This window comes from Litchfieldia stipae (assembly GCF_014837155.1).
Taxonomy (GTDB): domain Bacteria; phylum Bacillota; class Bacilli; order Bacillales; family Bacillaceae_L; genus Litchfieldia.
Map to the genome: position 1 here is coordinate 96755 of NZ_JACYHA010000010.1, position 23856 is coordinate 120610.

Consider the following 23856-nt stretch of genomic DNA (forward strand, 5'->3'; position numbering starts at 1 on the left):
CCACACGTTCCTACTCTCCTTTTCCTCTTATACGAAATAACCTGATAAGCTTATTCACAAACTTCTGAAATTCAGCCTGCCCTGGTTGCGTTTGATAATACCATTTCCTCACCTTTTCAATGAGCCACATCGGTATTTCTTTCCCGTCAATTAAATCATAGTACTCTTCATAGCCTTTTTTTAAATACGTCCAACGATGGTCCGTCCCTTCTTTTAGGTACTCTGACACATCAAGAAGCACGTATTGACGACATAACTGTTAGCTACTCCCCTTTGGAGTATATGAACTTATTTATTAATCATACTATGATTCTAGTCTATGCGCAATGTATTAGCTTATGTCACTAAATGGTAAGGAGCAACTATTTATGTGTCCATTGTAATAATGACTTTTCCCTGCGCATGGCCTTCCTCAAAATAGCGCATTGCTTCAGGAATCTCATTCAGCGAATAGCTTCTATCAACCACGGTCTTGACTTTTCCTTCTTCAATAAGACTTTTCATAAACTCTAAATCTCTCTGATTTGCCTTCTGCATAAAGGTGATAAATTTCTTTTTTCCAAAGATGGAGACCAAGGGACCCATAAACAAGATTTGATAAAATTGACTCGTTTCTCCACCTACATGAATGAACACACCATTCTTTTTTAATTTTCTCTTATAAGTAAAAATCGATTGCGCCCCGTTCACTCCAAAAATCACATCAAAGGCCTCACCATCATTCACAAAATCCTCTTTTTGATAATCAATCACACGGTCAGCTCCAAGGGATTTCACAAGGTCTACATTCCGACTACTTACCACCGCCGTCACATGAGCCCCCATTGCCTTTGCAAGTTGAACGGCAAACGTTCCTACGCCACCTGAACCTCCATGGATCAGGATTTGCTGTCCTGCCCTCACCTTCCCCACATTCCTTATCGCTTGAAGCGCGGTAATAGCTGCCATCGGAACACCAGCTGCTTCTGTAAACAATAGATTACTAGGCATGATGGCCAATGCGGTCTCATCGACAACAACATACTCTGCGAATGCTCCCCACCCGCTGCTAGATAAGTCTCCGTACACCTTATCTCCAACCCGAAATTTTGTAACATTTATACCAACAGCCTCCACAACTCCCGCCATATCCCCTCCAGGAATACGATACTTCGGCTTCCTAAGTCCAAATGCTAACCGAACCGGAAACGGTTGACCTGTTAAAAGGGCAATATTTCCATAATTAATCGAAGATGCATGTACTTTTACCAGGACTTGATTTGCTTCAGGTCTAGGTTTAGCTACCTCGTCAAGTTTAAGCGTATCTGGTGTTCCATATTTTTCAGAAATAAGCGCCTTCATTCTCCATCCTCCTACAATTGCTTTTTTTTCATTGTAATTGGAGTATCCTGTTACTGCATTGACTTAAGGTAAGAGAAACACTCATTATTGCATTCGCTTTTTGATTCTGCTTAATGACTCAGCTGTGATCCCAAGATAGCTTGCTAATTGATGCTGAGGTACACGTTTGAGAAGCTCTGGCCGATTCTGTATGATTTGTTTATAGCGCTCTTCTGGAGAAGAACGAACAAATGCCGCATACTCATTTTGCACTTGAATCAAATAAGTCTCCATCATTCGGCGTGTCATCTGCTCAAGCTCTGAATATTGCTGATACATCCCTTGCTCAGACTCAAGATCGGCAACAACCAACACACAATCCTCTAAGCAATGTAATGTGTACTTCGTTTCTTGGTTAACATCTTCAACATTAAATAACATAATCGCTTGTTCTTCAGTAAAAAAATTCGTTGTAACCTCTTTCCCATCATCCCCTACTTGATATTTCCTGACACACCCCTTCAATACAAAATAACAATTCGAAGTAGGAATATCTCCCTGTTTAATCAAATAAGTTCCCTTTGGAAACTCTCTTATCACTAGTTCTTCTGTAATCGCCTGTTGCTCCTCCTCACTTAACGCTGTATATTTCCCCATATATTTCTTCAGAATTTCTTTCATCGCAAGACTCCTTTTCATCCTAAATCAATAGGTAGCTTTTTGATTGGAACGAAAACATGATAAGCGGAATCAAGGTTGTGAATGTCCTCAAACACTTGAACAAGCTCAATCTCAGCATCCTCTGCTTCCTGTCTAGAAATTATCAAAAATCGGGCAAAATCATGAATCAAGACATCTCCAATATCAAGCAAATCACCAGTGTATGTAAATTTAGCACAAAATAGCGGTCCTAGCTTGACGGTGAAAAAATTAGGTAACTCAACCTTAATTGAATACGGGACACCGACAAGAGCCTTGAATTTAGTAGAGTTTGGTTGACAGTTTGAATAAATCACATAACAAGGACTACTTATTGCTTCATCAACACTTTCTACCAACATGTTTGAATGAGCCCGAATCTTTTCTTTATAATCAGAGGTTGCTATATCAACCTCAAATACAATGCCGCTTAATTGAATAGAATGAAAGTCTGTTAGGGTAAAATCCGTCACAATATCTCCATTGATGTTTTTAATTGGACGTTTGATAACTGGAGGAATATCAGATACAGTGATCATCTCTCCATTCTTCCTTAGAGAGTTTGGAGAAAGACCATATTGTTTTTTAAAGGCACGGGAGTAAGACGAAGGAGTTCCAAAGTTCAGTTGTAAGGCAATATCAGTTAACGACAGATCATTTATCCGAATCAATTCTACAGATTTATTCAATCTTCTAGCTAGTATATATTGATTCAAGGAACTGCCCATGATTGCGGAAAAAAGTCTATGAAAATAATACTTTGACATATGAAAAGTGTTCGAAACTGAACCTAGTGATAACGGTTGATTCAGATTCTCTTCAATATATAGTAAAGCTTCTTCAACCACTTCATAATGTTCCATCACATCACCTAGTTTCCACATTTTTCAAGACAACTTACACCCCTAATGTACTATATGAAAATGAATACGTAAATAGTTCAATTTGGGATTTCCGATTTACAGCAAGATTGGGAAAGTGGAACGAAGTTGTGCGTGTTAATTTGTAAGTATAAATAAAACGCGATATGGAGGAAAATCAAATGATTGAACATAAGAAAGGAACAGGAGAGAATCTCATCCGTTGGACAGGAGTATTCGCCATATTAGCAGGGATTTTCTACATCGTCATTCAATTTATCCACCCAGCTGATCAGCTATCTTCTGTTAACACCAATAGATGGCTTGCAGTCGCTGCGCTGACCATGGCGATGTCTCTTTTCAGTTTCGTCGGAATTCTAGGAATCTACATTAGGCAAGTGAAGGAAACTAACTGGCTTGGTCTGATTGGATTTGTCACCTTTAGTCTGTTCTGGCTCATTTCAATGACTTTTAGTTTCATTGAAGCCTTTGTTTTACCCTTACTTATAAACGATGCTCCACAATTTGTAGAGGGTATAGTGGGAATCTTTGGTGGAGTGAAAAGCGAGGTAGCACTTGGCATTTTCCCAGCACTAGCACCATTAGCAGGAGCATTATACATGGTTGGTGGACTGTTATTTGGAATCGCAACATTTCGTGCTAAAGTCTTCCCACCTTTAGCCGGGATTCTACTAGCATTTTCAGCTGTTATCACACTTGCCGCCGCAGTTATTCCCCATCCATTTGACCGGATCTTGGCGATACCGATGGGGATTTCTCTGATTTGGTTGGGTGGTGGTCTTTTTATTAAACATAAAACGACATAACTAACAGCCACCAGAATCAACCTGGTGGCTTTCTACAAAGTACTTTATTCAAGCAAATCCTCTGAATTCACCTTAGAAACAAACCCTAATTCCCTCCAAGCATTTTCTGTAGACCATGGCTTCTGTGGGTTATCAGAGACACCATAATATGTCCCATATTTAACAGTCGATTGAAGGGCTAAATCAAATAGTTGAACCGTATCTTCACGAGATAATAAGGTGTGATGTAATCGTTCTTTTTCTTTAAGTGCCTGCTTTTCATCTTCCGGAACACTGCCAATTCGTAGGTTAATCACGGAAAGATTATTTGCTTCATCATGTGCCATAATATGAGCAATGTTTTCAGACGCCAGCTTCAACACCCCGTATAGTCCTTTTGAATACGGATAATCGTTTATCGTGATTTCCCTCCCTAATTTAGATCTTCCCTCTTGCTCATAATAATCCGTTGTATGATTACTACTCGCAAAGACAACCCTAGGAATACCCAAGTCAATCGCAGCTCTCAACATATAAAAGGATGAACTAAAATGAATGTCGGTCATTTGCTTGAAATGGTCGACTTCTTTCAAATCTTCATCAATATGAATCGTTAACAAATTGAGTAATACATCAGAATCTTTCGGTATCGCTCCTAGTAATTCCTCATAATTCGTTGCATCCACTTTTTTAAATTTCGTTGCGTATTTCGGTTCCATTTTATCTAAAACAATGATGTCATACTTGTCACTTAATCCCTCTGTTAGGATCGTCCCAATGGTCCCTGCTCCACCAACAATTGTAATCTTCTTCATTTTCAGCCTCCGTCAATACAATAGTTAGAGTTAGGTTCCTTCCTTTTTTTAGAAAATATACATTGGCTTGATTTCAGTCAACTACTCCTGGCTTGAAAAATAAACGAAGAAATTTCCCTTATTTGATAAAAATCATAAAAAATAACTTATATAGCGGAAGAAATTCCTCCTATTTGCTCAAAACAAGCAAAAACAGCTACTATTTCTTTGTATAAGCGGAAATACCTCCCTTATTTTCTCCAAAATGAACCTCATTTTTCATATAACGGTAAAATCTCCTCTTAATCCTTCCGGCTCCAGCTCCAGCGCCACCTCCAGTTCCTCCCACTAGCTTGTCCACCCACCGCAGTGCCAAAGGAGGATAAATCTCCTTTGGCACTGCGGTCACCTCTACTACTTACCAAATCACTAACGCAACAATCGTTGAGATAACTAACCCCAACAGCACGGGTTTGAAGTTTTTCCGAACGAGTTCCATCACAGGTACACCACATAATCCTGCAACTGCTACTAGGGATGACCAAGCAATGATCGTACCTCCACCAGTCCAGATCGAGCCCATCTGTCCGATCGCAGCAAGGGTCGATGGATCAACTGAATTCGAGGCTAGTGCCCCAGATAGCGCACCTGTTAACGGTAATCCTGAAAAACCAGATCCATCCAAACCTGTAATAATTCCGATGATTAAAATACCAAAAGCTGATAATACGATATTTTCCGGGATGACTGTCTGACCAGCCTGCACCAACTCAAAAAGGAAGGCTGGAGGTTCTGAGTTAGCTAAAGATAGGATACTTGCCGAAAAGTCCCCACTTCCTAAGAAGAAGAAGCCAGCTATTGGAATGACCGGTCCCATTGCTTTAAAGGCAAACACAAACCCATCTGTGATATGTTCACTAATCCGTTCAAGAGCTCCACTTTTTTCTTTTGTTAGTGTAGCGAATGCGAGTAAAAGAACAGCCACTCCACCAATAAATGCAGCACCATCCCCTCCTTCAAATCCACCCATTCGTCCACCACTTAGCTTTGTGTAAATCATGAAAATCATGACTGCAAGCATGGATAGAGGCACCAAAATCGCAAATACTTTCCCTTTTGAGCCTGGTCGCACATGTTTCGGCTGATCCCCTTCATCCTGCTTACTTTGTAAAACAGTTAATTCCTTATCAATATTAGCATCATTCGGTTGACGCATTTCTTTTCTAAATTGGAAGTACACAAATACAATGGCGGTGATCCCAGTGATAAGAGATAAAACCAATGCCTTCTGAGCAATAAGTGATTGATCAATTCCTGCTGCTGTTGCACTTAACCCTGGGGCTACTTGGATAACATAGTCAGAAGAAAGTGCCATTCCTTGACCTGCAAGTGCAACGGCCATTGCCGCAGCCATAACAGGTAAACCAGCTCTTACAGCTGCTGGTACAAGTAAGGCACAAATGAGAGGAACTGCTGGAGTAGGCCAGAAAAAGAGCGAAATCGCATACGTGACGATAATCAGTGTGAAATAGGCAATATGACCATTCTTCATCACCTTTTTCAAAGGAGAAATCATCTGTTTATCCGCACCCAAATCCTTCAATGAATGCAGCAAGGCCACCATAAACGTGATGATTAGGAAAATACTAAACAATTCTTTTGCAGCCGTTAAATTCGCGTTAAAAACAGAAGTAAATCCACCTACAAGACTTCCTTTATACACCCAAGCCACAAGAAACGTCCCTAATAAAGTCGGTAATACAACACCCTTCCTGAAAATCATTGTAACTATAACAACCAACGTGACAAACAAATATAACCAATGTGCCATCGTTAATTCCATCATATACTCCCCCTATTCACCAAAATACGAGACTATTATGGTTGAATATATCCTATGCACATTCGCCTAAGTAGTGATAAAAAAATGGGTGGGCTATGGAATCAAATTTGTAAAAATGCTGGCACATGATTAGCAACATTCCTCTAGTGAGTATTGTAAAAGTAGAACATGGTACTGAAGTCTACTCTTTTCTATTTTCTTGTTAGACCTTACTTCTAGTACATTCATTTATTCTCAGCCTTTTTATAAGCAAGCTTTCCTCGACAATATGTCATAAAAACATCTAACTTTTCATCAAGAATTACGATATCCGCATCTTTCCCTTTCGAAATGCTTCCCTTCCGTTCGAATATATTTAATTGTTTGGCTGGGTTAACAGAAGCCATTTTAATAACATCTTCAAGTGAACATCCCGTATAATCAATGATATTTTTCACAGCATTTCCAAATTTAAGGATACTCCCAGCGAGTGTACCATCACTAAGTATTGCTTTATTATCTTGTACTAAAACGTCCTGTCCACCTAGATCATACTGACCATTTGCTAAGCACTTAGCTCGCATAGAGTCTGTAATCAAAATGACTCTTTCACTTCCTATTTGCATATAAGCAAGCTTGACCATTTCTTGTCGCACATGGATTCCATCAGTAATTATTTCAACTTTTAATTCATCACTTAAAAATGCTGCACCAACAACACCAGGTTCACGATGGTGTAAACCTCTCATTTGATTATATAAATGTGTGACATGACTTGCTCCAGCCTCTATTGCTTCATTTACCACTTGATATGTGGCATCTGAATGACCAATAGAGGCAATGATACCATTTTCTTTTAAATAACGAACCATCTTTAGTCCACCCTTCGTCTCAGGTGCCAAAGTGACTAATTTAATGGTTTCCTTCGACAAGGTTTTCCATTTTTTCAAAACATCTAGATTAGGTTCAACAATATACTCTAATGGCTGTGCACCTGCTCTTTTTGCATTTATAAATGGACCTTCAAGATGAATCCCAAGTATTTCTGCTTTCCCTGGCACTTGCTGCCGTTCTATATAATTCCCCACATTTTCAAGAGCCTTTTCAATTGTTATATTACTCTGGGTCATCGTAGTCGCTAAAAAACTAGTAGTGCCTTCTCCTGGTAGTATTCCCGTCATTATATCAAGTGCTTCCTGTGTTCCATCCATCACATCCGCACCATTAACACCATGAATATGAACATCAACAAATCCAGGAATCGCCTTACATTTTGGGGGAATCTCAATAACTTCAAATTGATCCTCTTGTTGTAAATCTTCCAGCACTCCAAAGCTAATTATTTTCTGATCATGTATGATTAAAAACCCATTTTCTAAAATCAATTCTTCAGAATATACTTCCATTCCCTTAAGCAAAATAGGTTTTTTATGTAGATTCATTGAAATCCCATCCTTCCGAACCGATAGAAATCTATCTTAATCTTCCCGTTATTAGCCTTTTTAAAGTTCTTATATATTAGCAACAATACTACAAGATTTATAAAAAAGGTATTTCGAAAAACTCCCTAGATCAACGCACCCCACTAAGCTAAATAAAAAAAGCTATTCCACTTTTAGAATAGCCCTCGAAATTATAAAAACTGTATATAACTTATTTACTTCTAGAAACTTTTGGATGGTGTTTGAAGTAGATAAAGACCTTCGTTATTACAATTGCCAAAATTAAAATGACCAGATAATTGAGGAAGAGATAGAAGTAATTCATACCATTATCTAGCTTGATTAAATCCCATGCATTCAAGACAGGCTTGAATAAGAAAGAGAAAAAAGCACTCGTTATTACACCATAAAGGAATACATTCTTATTGTTATTGATACACCATTGATATACCAACATGAAGGTGACAGGGACAAGTGAAGCATCCAAGGCAAAGTTAACTGGCATAACAGGTATCACCTGAAACGGATAATATACGTACCCAGTCCTCATAGCTATAGCATCCGAATAAGTAAACCAAGTATGGATATTAAATCCATAAAATCCAATTTGAAAAGCCCTTGTTCTATCGATTTTAAAATAAATGATAACAAGAGGCACAACCAGCATCAAAAAAATGACCCAGAATGGACCAGTATTAAAATGAGAGAAGTCCTTCCAATACTCCAACCACATAGAAACAACCTTCTCTTGTAAATCCAGTATCTCATTTAATCGCTTTCCTTGCTCCTTGGTCATCATATCTATCCACTCCAGCAATTTCTTTTATGCTAGTATTTGTTAAAAGTAATTTCTTTAAACACTTGTCTCCACTAAAAAAATAACCTCTCAGTTGCTGTTAGTGAGTAGACATACACCCATTTATCATATCGTTGAACGCAAAAAAGCGACGGTACTTAATTGGCAAACATTAGGGAGGAATATAATTGGATCGTTTACATGAATTTGACAAGATTCTATACGGTAGAAAAGAGAATACCGATTCTTTAATTAATTATTGGACAGACTATTCAAACACTTCTACATGGCAGTTTTGGGTTTTAATTGCTATTCTTTTAGTCCCATTGGTTATTCTATATTTCAAAATTGACCGAAGTAAAGTATTTCTAATTGGTTTTTATGGTTATAGCGTTCATGTTTTTTTTACATTTCTCGATATTTACGGTATAAATAGAGGGTATTGGCATTATCCTTATCAGGTTATCCCTGCACTGCCAAGCGTCTCAATTGACGCCTCCTTGGTCCCTGTGGCTTTCATGCTAATTTACCAATGGACATTAAATAATCATAAAAATTATTACCTATACGCTATCATAACTGCTGCTATATTTGCATTTATTTTAAAGCCTATTTTAGTAAATACTGACCTTTTTAGAATGTACGGAGAAATTAATTATTTTCACTTATTCTTTGGGTACGTATTTGTACTTTTGATAGCAAAAGTTATAACCTGGTTATTTCATAAATTACATAAAATTAAACCACACAAAAAATAACCGACATAATGCCGGTTATTTGAGATTTCATTTCAATTTATTTTGTTTGAGAAATTGTATTAACAAGTTGAATCAGTGCTTCGTTTATCGGCGTAACTGGACGACCAAGAACTTTCTCGAAATCATTGCTTTCAACTGCTAGTGAACCGTTTCTAATGCTCTCTTGAATCCCTACTACAATAGGAATTACAAAATCAGCTAAACCTATTCCTTTCATGATCTCAGCATATTTTTCGTCACTAACTTGTTGTACAGGTACTTCTTTACCTAATACAATACCAAGAGCTGCTGCCAATTCTTCTTGAGTTAAAAGAGGACCAGAAAGTTCATACACTGTATTTTCGTGGCCGTTTCCAGCAAGAACTGCTGCAGCGGCATCAGCATAATCTTGTTGCAGTGCCCACCCTACTTTACCTTCTCCTGCCGAAGTTACCCACGGGGCTCCTGCAATTAGCCCTTGGATGCTCCCGACTTCGTTTTCCAAATACCAATTGTTACGTAAGAAGGAATATGGAATACCCGTCTTAATGATGGCTGCTTCTGTCGCTATATGAGGAGGTGCCATTAAATTATTACTCTCTGTTGCATTAGCTATACTTGTGTAAGCAATAAATTTCACCCCTGCACGCTCAGCTGCTTGAACAGCATTAGCATGTTGATGAATTCTTGTTTCATTGTCACCATCGGCTGAAATAATTAATAGGCGGTCAATCCCTGTAAAGGCATCATCTAATGTTTCTGGACGATCAAAATCTCCTTGACGAACTTCCACTCCAAGAGCACCAAGTCCAACTGCTTTCTCTGGGTTTCGAACACTCACCACCAGATCACTTGCAGGTACTGACTTCAATAATGATTCTACAACCTTGGAACCTAATTTCCCTGTTGCTCCAGTAACTAAAATTTTCATTTATATTTCCCCCATTTCAAGTTCATTTGTAACAACATCGATTACATGTATTCATCTTAGTTACATGTAACCGATTTGTCAACAAGTGAAATAACATATATTATTTTGTTATGGTTTTGGTATAATAAACTTGTAATCAAATTAATTACATGATTAGGAAATAAAATTTAATAAGGATTAGTTAATAGGGTGGTGACTGATCATGTCCATCAGCAGCCGATTTGCTGTCGGAATTCATATATTGACTCTAATTGAATTGAATAAGGAAGGGGTAACATCTTCTGAATTCTTAGCTACAAGTGTTAACACGAACCCAGCCGTGATAAGAAAACTTATGGGAATGCTAAAAAAAGCTGGTTTGATAGAGGTACATCCAGGAATTGCAGGTGCTAAACTTGCAAAGGGATTGTCTGATATTACATTGTACGACGTATATAAGGCAGTAAATATTGTACAAGAGAAAGAATTGTTTAGTATTCATGAAAATCCAAATCCTGAATGCCCCGTAGGTAGAAACATCCAAGATACAATTGAAATATTTTTCACATCTGCCCAATTGGCAATGGAGAAGGTTTTACGGAGTGTTACTTTAGAAGATGTTGTAAAGGATATTGCTACAAAAGAAAATACTTGTTAAAAAAGGCATTTCAAAGGAATGTCTTTTCTTTGTTATAAATGTACCTACAACAATGAAAGGCGTATTCACTACATAATTTGTTGAACTGCGATACAATTCCTTGATTCTTTTGAATAAATATAAGTTCCAAGAGCAAAATATTATTGCAACATCAAAAGAAAATAGGGGTGATCATAATGTATGGTAATAATAATTTGTTTGGTGTAGGATTGATTGCGCTTCTTTTAACGTCTATTTACACTGCAATTTTAGCTTCTCTACTTATGAAAACTAAAGAACGGGTTGATTATATTTATCATAAGGAACGTTCAAATTAAGAAGCTTAAATTGGGCGATGATTTTATCGCCTTTTTATTTTTATTGCAAGCTCTTGCTAAGCTAAATTTTATTAATTTAAGAAAAACTGCCCGTAGCATTGTTCCAAGATTCTATGTATTCATTGATTGTTTGATAGCGGTCTTCCTTTTCTATATTTACAGCTTTTAATGCCACCGAATACATTTTTTCATTACCTTGCCACTTATCTATATTACGTTCAATGCCATTAACAAATAACTGAAAAGCAGATGCCCCCATTAAAAAGACATTTGACCTTTCATCAATCTTCGCATCTAGTTTAAATTCCTCTGGAGCCATGTAACGACTTGACCCACACATTCGACCTATAGTATTTATTACTGGTTTTTTACTGTAAAATTCCACATCACAAATTCTCGTCTGCTCAGTAATAAAATCATACATGATACTGCCATCATAATAATCAAGAGCAATATATCCACACTTGTTTACATGTAAATGGAACAATAGTATATCTTGATAGATACTTAATTTCTTATCTAATGGTAGAGTTAAAAATTCATCAAATGAATTATACTGCTTACCCATACACTCTCCTTCAAACCACTAAAAAAGGTAAGATAAACCCTTTTCGATTTCCTTATGGTCAATCATCTCAATGAGAATGGGATGGCGAAGGTCTTCATAAATTAATACTGTTGATTTAAGTCTAGTGATTGCCACATCAGTACCCACATTACTTCGTATCGTTTCTGCTCCTGCCATTTTTATAAAAAGTTTTTTGTTATTATTTTGTACACCAAAGCATAAATAACCAGAATCTTGCTTGTCAAATACCGAAAAAACATTTCCGTACTCAGATATAAAAACTGAAATCAAAATCTTGCTTCAGTTCAAATGATAGCCCATTGATGTTTTTAGTTATCATAACTTATCCCCAATCACCTTTCGCATACACATTTTCCCTATCAAGTTTTATCATTAATTTAATAAGTTCTTTATTTCGTTAAATAAGGAATAACACCTTTAAATATTGGATATTTTCGAGGAGATATTGGATTTGTTTACTGCACAGTATGAGTCTACTACTCATTATTAGAATTCTACACTATGTTCCAATAACAGAATAATACAATGTGAATAAAATTTACATTACATGCATCCAATAGCTTGAGTCATACTGGCTTATAATAAAAATGCTGCATAAAAACACATAGATTAAATGCCATATATAATTTAATTGTCTCTGCAACAAGACAATAATTCGCATATAGAAACGCTGTCTGAGTAATAAGTACCTAGACAGCTTCATTGTTACTTTAACCACTATATCCCCCCATTTTTCACTAGAGACTCCCTAAATTATCTCTCATGCTTTTTAATTTAAACAAGTTAACCCCTATAACATTTTCAAAAAGAAAGTTCTTTGCAGCATTAAAACTGTTAAAAACTTCTGCTTCAACCATAACAAATTCATCCTCAAACATTTGAGCAATACATGCACCATATAAATTACTATCATCAAGTTTTACAACTGCCAATCGTACAACGATACCGCAAAAATTAACATCATCCTGCCATATAAAGTCATTATTCATCTAGATTCCCCCTTTCTAAATGAACAATTAACCATTTAATACCCTTTTCCTTTTCAGATATCAAAACTATTATGAAATATCTACTTGGTTTTTATTTTACTTACCTGCTTATATAGAAAGTAAGTTCTGACCTTATTTTCTTTAGCTTTACTATATTCATAGCAAGAAAAAGTAAGCAAGGAACTATCCCTTGCTTACTTTTTGAAGTGCTAGACTATTTGATGCATTTACTATACTTTTTATCAGCATTTCATCAAAGACATACTCAGGCAAAACAGCATAGAGGTATTTTATGGTTAAACCTATAGTTGTAAAAACCCTTAAATGCAATAATTGTTCTTGTTCTTCGCCCCTATCCTTTTCTAACATTACATAGAACAGGTCAGTTGAACTTTTCCCCATCCATTCATAACCTGTTTCCTTAGAGATTACAATGTTGTAATCTCCGAAGAATGAGTAAACCAAATTGTCTTCTTGTAATACTCGGTCCTTGTACTTTTCCATTTAGATCTCCCTTTCTAGAGTGTAATGTCTACACTGTTAACTTATATTTACTGACTTGAATCCCTTGTTTTTCTAAACATTTCAATCTTTATCAGTAATTAACTCCTGTATTGCTTGGTAAGTTTCTTTAATAATTTTCTTTTCAATAAAGTATTCTGGGATGACAGAAAATAAAAACTTAACTAGATGGCTGATATTACTAAATTTTCTTTGCAAAATATCTCTTTGTTCCCCTTGTAGGTCTTCTTCATTAACAATTACTACATAGTTACCTACAGTTAAGGAATTATTCACCTTTACTACTGATACGTAATATCCTCCACTTGTAGCCATAACCATATTTTTATCGGCATGCACAATTGTAGTTTCTTTTCTTTTGTCCATTTACTAGCCTTCTTTCGTAAGAAATTTATTCATGATGATTATTCCATACGGAAACGAAGATACCTGTAAAATCCCCTAATAATTACGGTCAAATTGCCCTTTAAATCAATGTTAAGAAGTAGTATATAGAAATATATAGTTAAGCTAAGAGACTCCAAATTAATAGATAAAAGTTAAAAAAAGTGCTCTATAGATTTGATTCATTATTTTACTTGTTTTATAAATAAATAGTAGGACAACAACATAACAGTTATAACAATCAATCATAATACAATTTATAATCAGCCTACCACATACATTAAGGAGGTTGATTCATATGAAAAATGAAAAGAGAAGTTTTAAAGAAAGGTACAGTAATGATTGGATCTGTACACTGAAGCAGGTAGAAGAACTAAAAAATGCCTTACTATCAAAAACTATTGAAGAAATTAGATTTTGTGAAGACGGAACTTGGGATAAAGAAGAAAAAAATGTCAAAGGTGATCCATTGTTTATACTTATAAAGAATAATCTTCACTTTGTTACTCAAAATGATATTGACGATTTGCTTTTTAATATTTGCGATTTAATTTTCGGTTTAAAACACTCTTTATTTGATAAAAAACTTCCATTAAAGAGTAATGCGTTAAGAAATGACCTATTCCACTCCTACAATTTTGTATTTAACTATTTGAACTATGAATTTAAATGCATTATAAAATGGAAGAGTTCTAATAGTAATTTGTTAATTAAAATTGGCAACAAAATAATTGGCTATTTCGAAGATATTAGACAGTTGATAAATTATTTCTTGGACTTATCAAAAATAGAATTACCTTTTGATTTTTATTTCCCGAAATTTTGGAAGGAGATAAAGAAATTTGAAGATTATTATTTTACCTTAGTAAATGAAACTAATTTTTCTTCTATTAGACCTACAAAGGAAATCATATTACAAAATAGGTATCCTTGGGAAAGTCATGGAACATATTCAAAAATATCAGATTTTATTAACCGATATTCGTTAGATATTCCTATTCCCAAAAATGTAGATGTAAAAAAATATATTAATACGCAAGATATATTTTTTTGGCACGAACGTATTTATGGATATGAGAATAAAGATCTTGAAGCCCTTGCAGAACTTACACTAATCCATATAGAGAATAATCCTTTAGAACCATTTGAAATAAGAAAAGAAAAATGTACATATACAAATGGTTCTAAAATTATTCTAGACAAAGAATATTCCATAGAATGGAATCATTCAGAAAGATGCTTCAAAGTCAATTCATTAAATGATGATTGTAAATATTTCGACAACCCTAAATCCTTAATTGCATATATTTTATCGGTTATTCCAGATGCTATAGACAAAGAAATTAAAAATAATTACTATACCAAAATTGAAAAATTTGCGTATCAAATCTTTAAGGACTCGAATGATACCAGTGAATATAAAGATCTAGTTGATTTTATTTCAAATTATGTTCAGTGGAAATTGCGCAGTAATGATTTACCTTTCTAAGGAGACCTTTTTATATTACCTTGCTATTCCAAAACTAATCTCAAAACTGTCCTTTGCACTAGCGTAAGGCAGTTTTGAGATTACGATAATTAGATTATTCCCATCAACAATGCGTACAGCCACATATATATATAGAAAAGCAATTACTTACGTTTATGATAATAGGAAGAAAATTAACATCTAAAGAGTATCCTGCAAAAACAAAAAATAGTGAATAAATGTTAAAACTGTTTATGTAAGTATGTGTCGCACCCATCTCTTTTGTTCGTGTAGCAATTCAAAGTAGCATTAGAAGATAGTGAATTTTATTTATGTTGGGGTAATATAGATATTCTAATTAATAAAAAAGAAGAACAAACAAGCATTGGGTTGCGTTATATCCAACGGTTGTTACTTTTGGCACCAAAGTTATGCTACCTAGTCCTTACCGTATTTAATTCAATAAGCAGACATTCAATATCTCTTTCCTTTATAATAGCAGATACATTATTGCATTCCATTTTAACAACTACATTTTCTGTAGTTATCTTTTTGATTGTAGAAATTCTGTGATTTAAAATGATTGAATCATTTACTGGAGAAGTTGCCATCCTTAATAGTATCTTACAACCTTCATGTTCTTTCCTTAATTCAAAACTATTGACCCTTATCATTAAGCTACAGCAGGTCGCCAACCAAGTAGGCTACTACAGCACCCGCCACTTTACCAAACTATTCACCGAATACACAGGCTGCTACCCTTGCTTCTTTTTTAATTTAAAATCTATTTTCACTGAAAAACCCCTGTCCTCTTAAACAAACGTCTGATTAAAAGAACAGGGGTTTTTCAGTGTTTAATTGTTTAATTGAAATCCGAAGAACGATTTTATTGACTATGCCTCTTCTCTAATCTCTCTTTTAACCGAATGAGCCGCGGTCTATTGAACCTTTGGATTAAACAAAACGGGATTTGGACAACCACATTCACAAGCGAACATATCAGAGCCATTTGCGCATAATCACGCGGATTAACCAGGATACAAGCAAACCCGAAAACCCCCATTCCAATATGACCTATTTCCGCTCGGTAGGTCTCAAGGATAAACCGATTAACATACTCTAAACTGTGCTCCTGTTTCAAATGTTTTTTTTCAAAATTCCATACCTTGCCCCATTCCGGGAGCTTATCCTTCCATTTGTTCAGAGAAATCATGTGATAGAAGCGTTTTTCAAACGAACGCTCCTTAAAAAAAACAGTTCATCTTTTCATATATCGAACTCGGCAGCAATCTGTGGACGACCCAAGCAGTGCCAAAGCAGCAGACTAGCCAAAAGGTTGTATTACTCACAATCATCCATAGCGAAAACCACGGCATTCTATTCCCCCTGACCCAAAACCTTTAAGTACCTCTGTATTTCTATAAATCTCCCCGTTTCCCCTTCTTTACTATACGAATACTTATGACTCCCGCTGTCGGCTCATGTTAGAAAAAAGCTTCCATGAAGCGGAACGCCATAACCTATGCAGTTTGTTAAATTTCTAATATTCAACTTATACTTTTTCTTGCTATGAAATGCGTTTCATATATTATGATATAGCTATAAATGCAAAACATTTACTTTTAACCTTGCAAAAACATAGTTGGCGTAACGTATAAGGCGGCGTGACAGTTGTGTTTTGGAGTGTTCAGTTATTCTGAACACTCTTTTTGATGTGGGTTTAACATTCCTCATAAGGCATCAGCTTTGGATCAAAAGAAAGCACAAGAAACGCTCCCATGCCTGCTTTATAGCAGTTTTTGTTTTGCGAGCCATGCAGCCCCAATGACTCCTGCTTGGTTGCCGAGAGTGGCAAGGGCGATTTCAACTCCTTGAGCCACTCGTGGAAAGGCAAATGGGATAAAAGCTGATTTTAACGACTGTAACAAAGCGTCGCCTGCCTTTGATACACCGCCGCCGATAACAATTTTTTCGGGGTTTAATCCGTTTGCTAAATTGGCAAGAGCTAAGCCTAAGTGAAAGATTACCTGTTCTAGGACTCGTTGGGCCAAAGGATCGCCTGCCTTGGCTGCATCAAACACGAGTTTAGCGGTGATTTCTTCAACCTCCCTTAATCTGCTGTTCTCTACGCTTGAAGAAAACTCCTCTAGGGCCAGTCGGACAATGCCGGTTGCAGACGCTACTGTTTCTAAGCAGCCCTTTTTACCGCAATTACAAGGTGCACCGCCAACCGGAACGGATGTAATATGACCAATTTCACCGCCGGCTCCATTGGCACCATGGACAATCTCGCCGTTCACGATAATGCCGCCGCCGACACCTGTTCCTAATGTAACACAAAGCAGGTTTTTCGCTCCGTTACCGGCCCCTTTCCACATTTCACCGAGAGCAGCGACGTTCGCGTCATTTTCTACAGTCACAGGCAAGGAGGTTTCACGCTCGAGGATCTTCTGTAACGGGAAGTTCTCCCAACCTAAATTAACCGCTACCTCAAGGGATCCGTCCTCCTTATTGACTGGACCCGGAGCGCCAATGCCAATCCCAATTAACCGGTCTTTGGCCTGTTTTACCTCAGTCAGCTTTTCATCAATGGATTTTGCGATGGATGCGGGAATATGGATGCCTTTTTCGCTTTTGTTCGTGGGAATTTCCCAGCTGTGCAGGATCTCGCCATCCTGGCTAATGAAAGCCATTTTAATCGTTGTCCCGCCTAAATCAACACCAACTAACCATTTCTTTTCCATTATTTCTCCCTCTTTTTCATATGTATTCTATTTGCTTGCTTTCCTTTTCATTTGGAAAAGGGACCTGTCCCCGTGGACCGTCCAAAAAGAAAACCGCCATTTTGGAATAAGGCGGCCTTCTTTATTTGTTTATTTTCTTACAAGAATCGCGCTCCGTCATGCGATAAGGCACAATAATTCGTTTGGCAGGTTCATCCGGGTTATTAATCATTTCGATTAAGCTTTTCGCGGCATGAAAGCCCAAATCAAAAATATTAATATCGACCGTCGTTAATGGCGGCTGTGAAATTTCCGATAATAAAAGATTGTTAAAGCTGACAATCGAAATATCGTCTGGTACACGAAGCCCCATTTCCTTTAATGTATTAATGATTCCGAAGGCCATTAAATCGTCGGCCACTACGAGAGCCGTCGGCGTTTCCTTTAATGACAATAATTCTGAAATCGCCTGTTTTCCGCCTTCCATTAAAAAATCCTCGTGGACAAGAAAATCCTCGCAGATTGCAATGCCAGCCTCCTTTAAGGCTGTTTCATAGCCCCGCTGCCGATCCAGTGTCACCATTAAGGAAAGATTTCCGCTGACAAAGCCGATTTTTTGATGACCGAGCTGCAGCAGATAATCGGTTACTTCCTTGGCTGCAGTAAAATTATCATTATCCACATGAGAAATTTTCTCTACATCATAGGAGGGTTTTCCGATGATGGTATAAGGAAAGCCTTTTTCCTCTAAAAAGGCCATCACCCTGTCATTCATACGGGAGTATAGCAGAATCACACCATCCACTCGCCCGCTTTGAACGATTCGGACAACGCCGTCATAAATCTCATCTTCCATTTCGCCCGTTGAAAATTGGATTGCATATTCCTTCATATGAGCCATTTTGCTAATCCCGCGAATGACTTCAGGAAAAAATGGATTTTGAAACACCTTATCCGTAGAGTTCGGCATCACCAGCCCAATCGTTTGTGTCGTACGGCTTGCCAAATTACGTGCCTTATAATTAGGCTGATAGCCAAGCTCCTCCATCACCTGACGGACCTTTTTTTTCGTTTTATTACTAATTCTTGGATTGTCTGCAATCACTCTTGAGACGGTTGATGGTGTAACGTTAGCTGCCTTTGCCACATCCTTAATCGTAATTGCCACCCTTTGCACCCCCTTTTTGGGACAAGGTGCCTGTCCCATTGTCCCCCTGTCCCATTAAACTTTCGATATTTCCATTATAATATCTTTACCGCCCGTCGTGGACTGATGGATTTGTCTATTTTCAATCTTAAATTGATCTCCGTTTAAAAGAATAACAGGAGTAATCACTTCTTTCCCAAGACTTGAAACCTTCTCATAGTCAAATTCGGCAATAGGCTCGCCCTTTGATACCTTTGCACCATTCTGAACCAAAATTTGAAACCCTTCACCCTTTAATTCAACTGTTTCTAACCCCATATGAATGAGAAGCTCAACCCCTGATTTGGAGCGAAGGCTGATGGCGTGCTTAGTTGGAAATACATTGACAACCTCACCGTCAATTGGTGAAAATACCTGTTTGTCGGAAGGAATGATCGCAATTCCGTCCCCCATCATTTTTTGCGAAAAAACAGGATCCGGGACTTCTTCTAACGGAACCATTTTCCCTGATAATGGAGCCTGAACCTGCTCCGGTTCCATTTTTTTCTTAAACAATGATTTAAACATAACGCATGACTCCTTTTCTTATCCTAATGTCACTTCTACACCAAAATGGTCGGAAATCACCGGCTTATTTTTTCCGTTAAAAATAACACAGGATTCTTTCACTTCTACCGGAATACTGGAGAAAATATAATCGATTCGTAAACCCTGTTTATTCTTGTCCCAGCCGGCAATCTTTCCTGCCACCGTTGTACCATCATCCGTTTTCTTCGCCAGGTGGTACGTATCATAAAGACCTTTGCTCAGTACATAATCATAACCTTCACCCCTAATATGGGCGGCATTATTAAAGTCTCCCATGAGGAAGAACGTTCCGTCCTTGGCTGCCACTTGATAGAGCCTGTCGAATTGTTCTTTGAACGGCTCCTCTTCATCTTCCCACCAGCCTGTATGGCAGGAATAAAAGGTTAGAAGCTCATGTTGAAAGCGAATGGTGATGCCGGAGATTTTTCTCGTCTTGTAGTTCTCTGTATCCTCGGAATGGGAGACAAAGAAAGAGTGCTTTTCTTCAATCGGATGCTTCGTTAAAAGGGCAACCCCTTCTTCATATACATCATATCCAATATGGGAATAATCCCATGTCATTTGATAATCCGTGACCCCAAGCTTCTGTAATTCCTCCAAGAGGACCAAAGCGAAGTTATCCTTTTTAATCAATCCATCGACACTTTCGGCATCGATGGACTGATTCACCTCCTGCAAGGTAATCACGTCATAGGATTTCGCCTTAATTTCTTCGGCCAAAATCTTTATTTTTCCCAACTGATTTTCTTCGATCCAGGAGTGACAATTTAACGTTAATAGCTTCATATCTTACCCCCCTATGCAGTCTTGAATATCCGACTTCAGCACGTCCGCTTTTGGACCATAGATGGCTTGGACACCTTTTCCTTTAATAATCAAGCCTAATGCGCCATACAGCTTCCACTCCTGCTCAGAAGCAACCAGACTAGCATCTTTGATTGTGACACGAAGACGGGTCATACACGCATCCACGTCCTCAATATTTTCTTTTCCTCCTAATAAGCCGATAATGGCCGCAGCAAGGGAATCATCTTCTCCCTTCGAATCAGCGTGACCCTTTTGGCCAGCCTCTTCTTCAATATAGTTTCCTAATCGGCCTGGAGTCGCATATTTTAATTTTTTAATGATAAAATTAGCAACTGTAAAGTTCAGAGCGAAGAATACAAGGCAAGCGACAACTAAGTATACTAAATCCAGCCATAAGCCTGCTTTTACAATCATCGGCGTTCTTGTTAAAAGCTCGATAAAACCAAAGGAATGAATTCGGATATGAACAAGATCGACAACCGCAAAGGCAAGTCCTGTCATGATGGCATAAACAACATACAGAACCGGTGCGACAAACATAAACATGAATTCAATTGGCTCTGTTACACCTGTTAAAAAGACCGCTAATCCAGCAGAGAAGAACATGGATTTGTACTTCGTGCGTTTATCTTTATCAACGTTGCGGTACATTGCAAAGGCAATCCCGATTAAGGCTGCACAAGACAGAATCATTTGTCCGACTTTGAAGCGTGCAGGCGTCACATCCTGTAATAATGCGTTATATCCTGCTGTGTCGCCTGCTGCCAGTAAGTTATTTAAGTCAGCAATCCAGGCAAGCCATAGCGGATCTTGTCCGGCAACGGTTGTTCCGGCACTTGAACCAGTTAAAATCGTATACGTACCGCCTAGCTCTGTATAATTCATCGGCACTGTCAGCATATGATGTAAACCAAACGGAAGCAATAAGCGCTCCAATGCCCCGAAAATAAACGGTGCAACAACCGGAGCTGTGTCACGTGATGAAGCAATCCAGCGGCCAAAATCATTTAACAACCCTTGAATAAACGGCCAGATTAATGAAAGAATAAGGGCAGTAACAACAGATCCTGCAATCACGACAAACGGGACAAATCTTTTTCCGTTAAAAAAGGCAAGGGATTGCGGAAGTTTATCAAAATTATAATACTTATTAAATAGATTGGCTCCTAAAAACCCGGAAATGATTCCGACAAACACACCCATATTTAAAGCGGGTGCACCAAGGATGGAGACAAAGTAATCGCTAACAATTAATTCACTGCCGAATAAAGAAAATACTGTGGCTTCAGGGTCTCCTAACATCGCGCCGTTGACACCGAAAATGGCGCCGGTGATTCGGTTAATTAAGATAAAAGCGATTAGAGCAGCAAAGGCCCCGCCGGCACGCTCTTTTGCCCATGATCCGCCGATCGCAACAGCGAACAGAACATGAAGATTCCCGATGATGCCCCAGCCAATTTCTTCCATCACTAAGGCGATTGTTTTCACTAATGCGATATCTACACCTAACATTGCTACTAATTTCCCGAGCGAAATCATGATGCCTGCTGCCGGCATTACTGCCACGACAACGAGTAAAGCCTTTCCAAACTTTTGCCAAAAATCAAAGGATTTCAGTTTCATTTTCTCCAGTCCCTTCATAATGAGATTGCAGTTAGTGCAATCGTTTGCACTAACTGTTAAAAAAAATTACTGTAAGCGATACACTCGTGCTTCAAAAGGCTGTAAGCGGTCGTGATGAAAGTTTACTTTTGAATCTATAGGATAATTGCCGATTAGCACTTCCGCATGTTTGCTTTTCCATTCAGGCGGAAGCTGATAGTCTGCTTCTTTTGCAAAAAGGTTCGTGATAACTAGATAGGTTTCATTGTCTAATGTTCTTTTGTAGGCAAAAACCTGATCATGCTCAGCTAATACAAGCTCAAATCGTCCATATACGAAAGTCAGGTGGTCTTTTCGTAGTTGAATCAGCTTCCGATAGTAATGATAAATCGACTCCTGCTCGTTTAGCGCTTTTTCAACATTAATGTCTGTGAAATTTGGATTTACCTTTAACCATGGCTTGCCTGTTGTAAAGCCTGCATTCTCACCGTCTGTCCATTGCATCGGCGTTCTCGAATTATCACGGCCATTTTTCCAAATAATCTTCATCAATTCCTCATGTGTCTGGCCTTCGTTGATGCCGTTATGGTACAGATTTTTAATCGCCACATCATTATAATCATCAATGGATGGAAACTTCACATTGGTCATGCCGATTTCCTGCCCCTGATAAATGAATGGTGTTCCCTGCATGAGAAAGTACATGGTTGCCAGACATTTCGCAGATGCATCCCAGAAGTTTTCTGTGTCACCCCAGGTTGAAACCGAGCGAGGCTGATCATGGTTCTCCAGGAATAAGGCATTCCAACCTTTTCCATCAAGTTCTGTCTGCCAGTTATGGAAGGTTTCTTTTAAAGCGGGAAGATCAATGCCACCTGTGACACCTTTTCCCCACAGGTCTAAATGTTCGAATTGAAAAATCATATTAAAGACGCCGTTGTCCTCGCCAACCCACGCTTCTGCCTGATCGGCTTTGACACCATTGGCTTCACCGACTGTCATGATGTCGTATTTCGCAAACGTTTCACGTTTTAGCTCCTGAAGAAAAACCTCGATTCCCTCACGATTCATATGGCCTTCAAATGACGACACATACTTGAGGTTTTTAGGATTCGATAAATCCGGGAAACCAGGGATTTTTTTAATATGAGAAATCGCATCAACACGGAAACCGTCAATTCCCTTATCAATCCACCAGTTGACCATTTCATATAAATCTTTTCGCACCTTTGGATTTTCCCAATTTAAGTCCGGCTGCTTGCGGGAAAATACATGCATGTAGTATTCTTTTGTCTTCGGGTCATATTCCCAAACCGAGCCGCCAAAGATGGATTCCCAGTTATTTGGTTCTTTCCCGTTATGGCCCGGGTGCCAAATATAATAGTCCCTATACGGGTTTTCCTTTGAAGAACGAGATTCAATAAACCAAGCATGTTCATCAGAGGTGTGGTTAATCACTAAATCCATAATGAGCTTCATGCCGCGGCGATGTACCTCTGCTAAAAGCTGGTCAAAATCGGCCATTGTACCGAAGTCTTCCATAATTCCTTTATAATCACTAATATCGTAACCGTTATCATCATTTGGCGAAGAATAAATCGGACAAATCCAAATCACATCAATTCCTAAGTTCTGTAAATAATCCAGCTTAGAAATAATCCCTTGAATATCGCCGATTCCGTCACCATTTGAATCCATAAAGCTTCGTGGATATATTTGATAAGCAACCGCTTCTTTCCACCATTTCTTCTTCATGATGTCGTCCTCCTCTTAACTATGAGACTACTATATCATAACGCTTTTATTTGCGCAACCGTTTGCATTAAATTTTTTTCTTTTAAAGCTTCACTAGTGTTGCATTAATGTAGTCATAATT

The 23856-nt window shown here is 37.9% G+C and carries 27 protein-coding genes; 5 read left to right on the forward strand and 22 right to left on the reverse strand.

The features are described from left to right. Positions 1 to 10: 10 nt before the first annotated feature. The 4 genes from F7888_RS13100 to F7888_RS13115 all read right to left on the reverse strand — a co-directional run bounded on the left by F7888_RS13100 (position 11) and on the right by F7888_RS13115 (position 2903). Complete coding sequence (locus F7888_RS13100) at positions 11 to 229, reverse strand: hypothetical protein (RefSeq protein ID WP_191780161.1); 219 nt, start codon at positions 227 to 229, stop codon at positions 11 to 13. Between the two features lie 137 nt (positions 230 to 366). Beyond that, complete coding sequence (locus tag F7888_RS13105) at positions 367 to 1341, reverse strand: NAD(P)-dependent alcohol dehydrogenase (protein WP_191780163.1); 975 nt, start codon at positions 1339 to 1341, stop codon at positions 367 to 369. A gap of 84 nt (positions 1342 to 1425) precedes the next feature. Next, complete coding sequence (locus F7888_RS13110; protein ID WP_191780165.1) at positions 1426 to 2001, reverse strand: Crp/Fnr family transcriptional regulator; 576 nt, start codon at positions 1999 to 2001, stop codon at positions 1426 to 1428. A 14-nt stretch (positions 2002 to 2015) separates the two neighbouring features. After that, positions 2016 to 2903 carry a helix-turn-helix transcriptional regulator gene (locus F7888_RS13115; RefSeq protein WP_225228781.1) on the reverse strand — a complete coding sequence of 296 codons (888 nt, stop codon included), beginning with the start codon at positions 2901 to 2903 and terminating at the stop codon, positions 2016 to 2018. A 158-nt stretch (positions 2904 to 3061) separates the two neighbouring features. Between F7888_RS13115 and F7888_RS13120 the strand changes: the two genes are divergently transcribed. Continuing rightward, positions 3062 to 3706, forward strand: coding sequence for a hypothetical protein (locus tag F7888_RS13120; protein WP_225228782.1), 645 nt, complete (start codon positions 3062 to 3064; stop codon positions 3704 to 3706). Positions 3707 to 3750: 44 nt separating this feature from the next. Here the strand turns inward: F7888_RS13120 and F7888_RS13125 are convergent, their stop codons facing one another. The 5 genes from F7888_RS13125 to F7888_RS13140 all read right to left on the reverse strand — a co-directional run bounded on the left by F7888_RS13125 (position 3751) and on the right by F7888_RS13140 (position 8542). Continuing rightward, a complete protein-coding gene (locus F7888_RS13125) occupies positions 3751 to 4500 on the reverse strand; it encodes an NAD-dependent epimerase/dehydratase family protein (protein WP_191780170.1) in 750 nt (249 codons plus the stop codon). Positions 4501 to 4699: 199 nt separating this feature from the next. Next, a complete protein-coding gene (locus tag F7888_RS22845; RefSeq protein WP_263601195.1) occupies positions 4700 to 4828 on the reverse strand; it encodes a hypothetical protein in 129 nt (42 codons plus the stop codon). Between the two features lie 69 nt (positions 4829 to 4897). Continuing rightward, positions 4898 to 6322 carry a hypothetical protein gene (locus F7888_RS13130; RefSeq protein ID WP_191780171.1) on the reverse strand — a complete coding sequence of 475 codons (1425 nt, stop codon included), beginning with the start codon at positions 6320 to 6322 and terminating at the stop codon, positions 4898 to 4900. Positions 6323 to 6546: 224 nt separating this feature from the next. Further along, complete coding sequence (gene nagA / locus F7888_RS13135; RefSeq protein WP_191780173.1) at positions 6547 to 7743, reverse strand: N-acetylglucosamine-6-phosphate deacetylase; 1197 nt, start codon at positions 7741 to 7743, stop codon at positions 6547 to 6549. 211 nt (positions 7744 to 7954) lie between these two features. Continuing rightward, positions 7955 to 8542, reverse strand: coding sequence for a CBO0543 family protein (locus F7888_RS13140; RefSeq protein ID WP_225228783.1), 588 nt, complete (start codon positions 8540 to 8542; stop codon positions 7955 to 7957). 185 nt (positions 8543 to 8727) lie between these two features. Here F7888_RS13140 and F7888_RS13145 point away from each other — a divergent pair, with 185 nt between their 5' ends. Then, positions 8728 to 9297: a CBO0543 family protein gene (locus tag F7888_RS13145; protein ID WP_191780175.1), complete on the forward strand. Its 570-nt coding sequence runs from the start codon at positions 8728 to 8730 to the stop codon at positions 9295 to 9297. Positions 9298 to 9334: 37 nt separating this feature from the next. Here the strand turns inward: F7888_RS13145 and F7888_RS13150 are convergent, their stop codons facing one another. Further along, entirely contained in the window at positions 9335 to 10207 is an 873-nt protein-coding gene (locus F7888_RS13150; protein WP_191780177.1) for an SDR family oxidoreductase, read from the reverse strand. A gap of 202 nt (positions 10208 to 10409) precedes the next feature. On the opposite strand from F7888_RS13150, the gene F7888_RS13155 reads away from it, so the two are divergent. Then, positions 10410 to 10844 (forward strand): Rrf2 family transcriptional regulator, encoded by a 435-nt coding sequence (locus F7888_RS13155; RefSeq protein ID WP_191780179.1) that lies wholly within the window; start codon positions 10410 to 10412, stop codon positions 10842 to 10844. A 176-nt stretch (positions 10845 to 11020) separates the two neighbouring features. Further along, positions 11021 to 11161 carry a hypothetical protein gene (locus F7888_RS13160; protein ID WP_191780181.1) on the forward strand — a complete coding sequence of 47 codons (141 nt, stop codon included), beginning with the start codon at positions 11021 to 11023 and terminating at the stop codon, positions 11159 to 11161. 76 nt (positions 11162 to 11237) lie between these two features. Here the strand turns inward: F7888_RS13160 and F7888_RS13165 are convergent, their stop codons facing one another. The 5 genes from F7888_RS13165 to F7888_RS13185 all read right to left on the reverse strand — a co-directional run bounded on the left by F7888_RS13165 (position 11238) and on the right by F7888_RS13185 (position 13627). Beyond that, the gene (locus F7888_RS13165; protein WP_191780183.1) at positions 11238 to 11729 is read right to left on the reverse strand and encodes a serine/threonine protein kinase; all 492 of its coding nucleotides are present in this window, start codon (positions 11727 to 11729) and stop codon (positions 11238 to 11240) included. 18 nt (positions 11730 to 11747) lie between these two features. Beyond that, the gene (locus tag F7888_RS13170; protein WP_191780185.1) at positions 11748 to 12020 is read right to left on the reverse strand and encodes a hypothetical protein; all 273 of its coding nucleotides are present in this window, start codon (positions 12018 to 12020) and stop codon (positions 11748 to 11750) included. Positions 12021 to 12487: 467 nt separating this feature from the next. Beyond that, entirely contained in the window at positions 12488 to 12739 is a 252-nt protein-coding gene (locus F7888_RS13175) for a hypothetical protein (protein ID WP_191780187.1), read from the reverse strand. A 183-nt stretch (positions 12740 to 12922) separates the two neighbouring features. Beyond that, a complete protein-coding gene (locus tag F7888_RS13180; RefSeq protein ID WP_191780189.1) occupies positions 12923 to 13243 on the reverse strand; it encodes a hypothetical protein in 321 nt (106 codons plus the stop codon). Positions 13244 to 13324: 81 nt separating this feature from the next. After that, entirely contained in the window at positions 13325 to 13627 is a 303-nt protein-coding gene (locus F7888_RS13185) for a hypothetical protein (RefSeq protein ID WP_191780191.1), read from the reverse strand. 316 nt (positions 13628 to 13943) lie between these two features. Here F7888_RS13185 and F7888_RS13190 point away from each other — a divergent pair, with 316 nt between their 5' ends. After that, positions 13944 to 15134, forward strand: a complete 1191-nt coding sequence (locus F7888_RS13190; protein WP_191780193.1) for a hypothetical protein — start codon at positions 13944 to 13946, stop codon at positions 15132 to 15134. 865 nt (positions 15135 to 15999) lie between these two features. On the opposite strand, the gene F7888_RS22660 is transcribed toward F7888_RS13190, so the two are convergent. From F7888_RS22660 to F7888_RS13225, 7 genes are all read right to left on the reverse strand, one after another. Further along, complete coding sequence (locus F7888_RS22660) at positions 16000 to 16326, reverse strand: glycosyl-4,4'-diaponeurosporenoate acyltransferase CrtO family protein (RefSeq protein ID WP_225228784.1); 327 nt, start codon at positions 16324 to 16326, stop codon at positions 16000 to 16002. A 574-nt stretch (positions 16327 to 16900) separates the two neighbouring features. Further along, on the reverse strand, positions 16901 to 17857 hold the full coding sequence (locus F7888_RS13200) for an ROK family glucokinase (RefSeq protein ID WP_191780197.1): 957 nt from the start codon (positions 17855 to 17857) through the stop codon (positions 16901 to 16903). Between the two features lie 121 nt (positions 17858 to 17978). Beyond that, positions 17979 to 19004: a LacI family DNA-binding transcriptional regulator gene (locus tag F7888_RS13205; RefSeq protein WP_191780199.1), complete on the reverse strand. Its 1026-nt coding sequence runs from the start codon at positions 19002 to 19004 to the stop codon at positions 17979 to 17981. A gap of 54 nt (positions 19005 to 19058) precedes the next feature. Continuing rightward, positions 19059 to 19550, reverse strand: a complete 492-nt coding sequence (locus F7888_RS13210; protein ID WP_191780201.1) for a PTS sugar transporter subunit IIA — start codon at positions 19548 to 19550, stop codon at positions 19059 to 19061. An 18-nt stretch (positions 19551 to 19568) separates the two neighbouring features. Continuing rightward, complete coding sequence (locus F7888_RS13215) at positions 19569 to 20357, reverse strand: endonuclease/exonuclease/phosphatase family protein (RefSeq protein WP_191780203.1); 789 nt, start codon at positions 20355 to 20357, stop codon at positions 19569 to 19571. Between the two features lie 3 nt (positions 20358 to 20360). Then, on the reverse strand, positions 20361 to 22019 hold the full coding sequence (locus tag F7888_RS13220) for a PTS transporter subunit IIBC (RefSeq protein ID WP_412096003.1): 1659 nt from the start codon (positions 22017 to 22019) through the stop codon (positions 20361 to 20363). A 48-nt stretch (positions 22020 to 22067) separates the two neighbouring features. Then, positions 22068 to 23735: a glycoside hydrolase family 13 protein gene (locus F7888_RS13225; RefSeq protein WP_191780207.1), complete on the reverse strand. Its 1668-nt coding sequence runs from the start codon at positions 23733 to 23735 to the stop codon at positions 22068 to 22070. Positions 23736 to 23856 lie beyond the last annotated feature (121 nt).

Bases quoted from the DNA above. Each gene is read 5' to 3' on its own strand.
- F7888_RS13115 (WP_225228781.1), bottom strand. From the start codon at position 2,903: ATGTGGAAACTAGGTGATGTGATGGAACATTATGAAGTGGTTGAAGAA.
- F7888_RS13175 (WP_191780187.1), bottom strand. From the start codon at position 12,739: ATGAATAATGACTTTATATGGCAGGATGATGTTAATTTTTGCGGTATC.
- F7888_RS22660 (WP_225228784.1), bottom strand. From the start codon at position 16,326: ATGATTTCTCTGAACAAATGGAAGGATAAGCTCCCGGAATGGGGCAAG.
- F7888_RS13130 (WP_191780171.1), bottom strand. From the start codon at position 6,322: ATGGAATTAACGATGGCACATTGGTTATATTTGTTTGTCACGTTGGTT.
- F7888_RS13215 (WP_191780203.1), bottom strand. From the start codon at position 20,357: ATGAAGCTATTAACGTTAAATTGTCACTCCTGGATCGAAGAAAATCAG.
- F7888_RS13190 (WP_191780193.1), top strand. From the start codon at position 13,944: ATGAAAAATGAAAAGAGAAGTTTTAAAGAAAGGTACAGTAATGATTGG.
- F7888_RS13210 (WP_191780201.1), bottom strand. From the start codon at position 19,550: ATGTTTAAATCATTGTTTAAGAAAAAAATGGAACCGGAGCAGGTTCAG.
- F7888_RS13140 (WP_225228783.1), bottom strand. From the start codon at position 8,542: ATGATGACCAAGGAGCAAGGAAAGCGATTAAATGAGATACTGGATTTA.
- F7888_RS13125 (WP_191780170.1), bottom strand. From the start codon at position 4,500: ATGAAGAAGATTACAATTGTTGGTGGAGCAGGGACCATTGGGACGATC.
- F7888_RS13200 (WP_191780197.1), bottom strand. From the start codon at position 17,857: ATGGAAAAGAAATGGTTAGTTGGTGTTGATTTAGGCGGGACAACGATT.
- F7888_RS13105 (WP_191780163.1), bottom strand. From the start codon at position 1,341: ATGAAGGCGCTTATTTCTGAAAAATATGGAACACCAGATACGCTTAAA.
- F7888_RS13110 (WP_191780165.1), bottom strand. From the start codon at position 2,001: ATGAAAGAAATTCTGAAGAAATATATGGGGAAATATACAGCGTTAAGT.
- F7888_RS13160 (WP_191780181.1), top strand. From the start codon at position 11,021: ATGTATGGTAATAATAATTTGTTTGGTGTAGGATTGATTGCGCTTCTT.
- F7888_RS13185 (WP_191780191.1), bottom strand. From the start codon at position 13,627: ATGGACAAAAGAAAAGAAACTACAATTGTGCATGCCGATAAAAATATG.
- F7888_RS13220 (WP_412096003.1), bottom strand. From the start codon at position 22,019: ATGAAGGGACTGGAGAAAATGAAACTGAAATCCTTTGATTTTTGGCAA.
- F7888_RS13155 (WP_191780179.1), top strand. From the start codon at position 10,410: ATGTCCATCAGCAGCCGATTTGCTGTCGGAATTCATATATTGACTCTA.
- F7888_RS13150 (WP_191780177.1), bottom strand. From the start codon at position 10,207: ATGAAAATTTTAGTTACTGGAGCAACAGGGAAATTAGGTTCCAAGGTT.
- nagA (WP_191780173.1), bottom strand. From the start codon at position 7,743: ATGAATCTACATAAAAAACCTATTTTGCTTAAGGGAATGGAAGTATAT.
- F7888_RS13120 (WP_225228782.1), top strand. From the start codon at position 3,062: ATGATTGAACATAAGAAAGGAACAGGAGAGAATCTCATCCGTTGGACA.
- F7888_RS13165 (WP_191780183.1), bottom strand. From the start codon at position 11,729: ATGGGTAAGCAGTATAATTCATTTGATGAATTTTTAACTCTACCATTA.
- F7888_RS13180 (WP_191780189.1), bottom strand. From the start codon at position 13,243: ATGGAAAAGTACAAGGACCGAGTATTACAAGAAGACAATTTGGTTTAC.
- F7888_RS13225 (WP_191780207.1), bottom strand. From the start codon at position 23,735: ATGAAGAAGAAATGGTGGAAAGAAGCGGTTGCTTATCAAATATATCCA.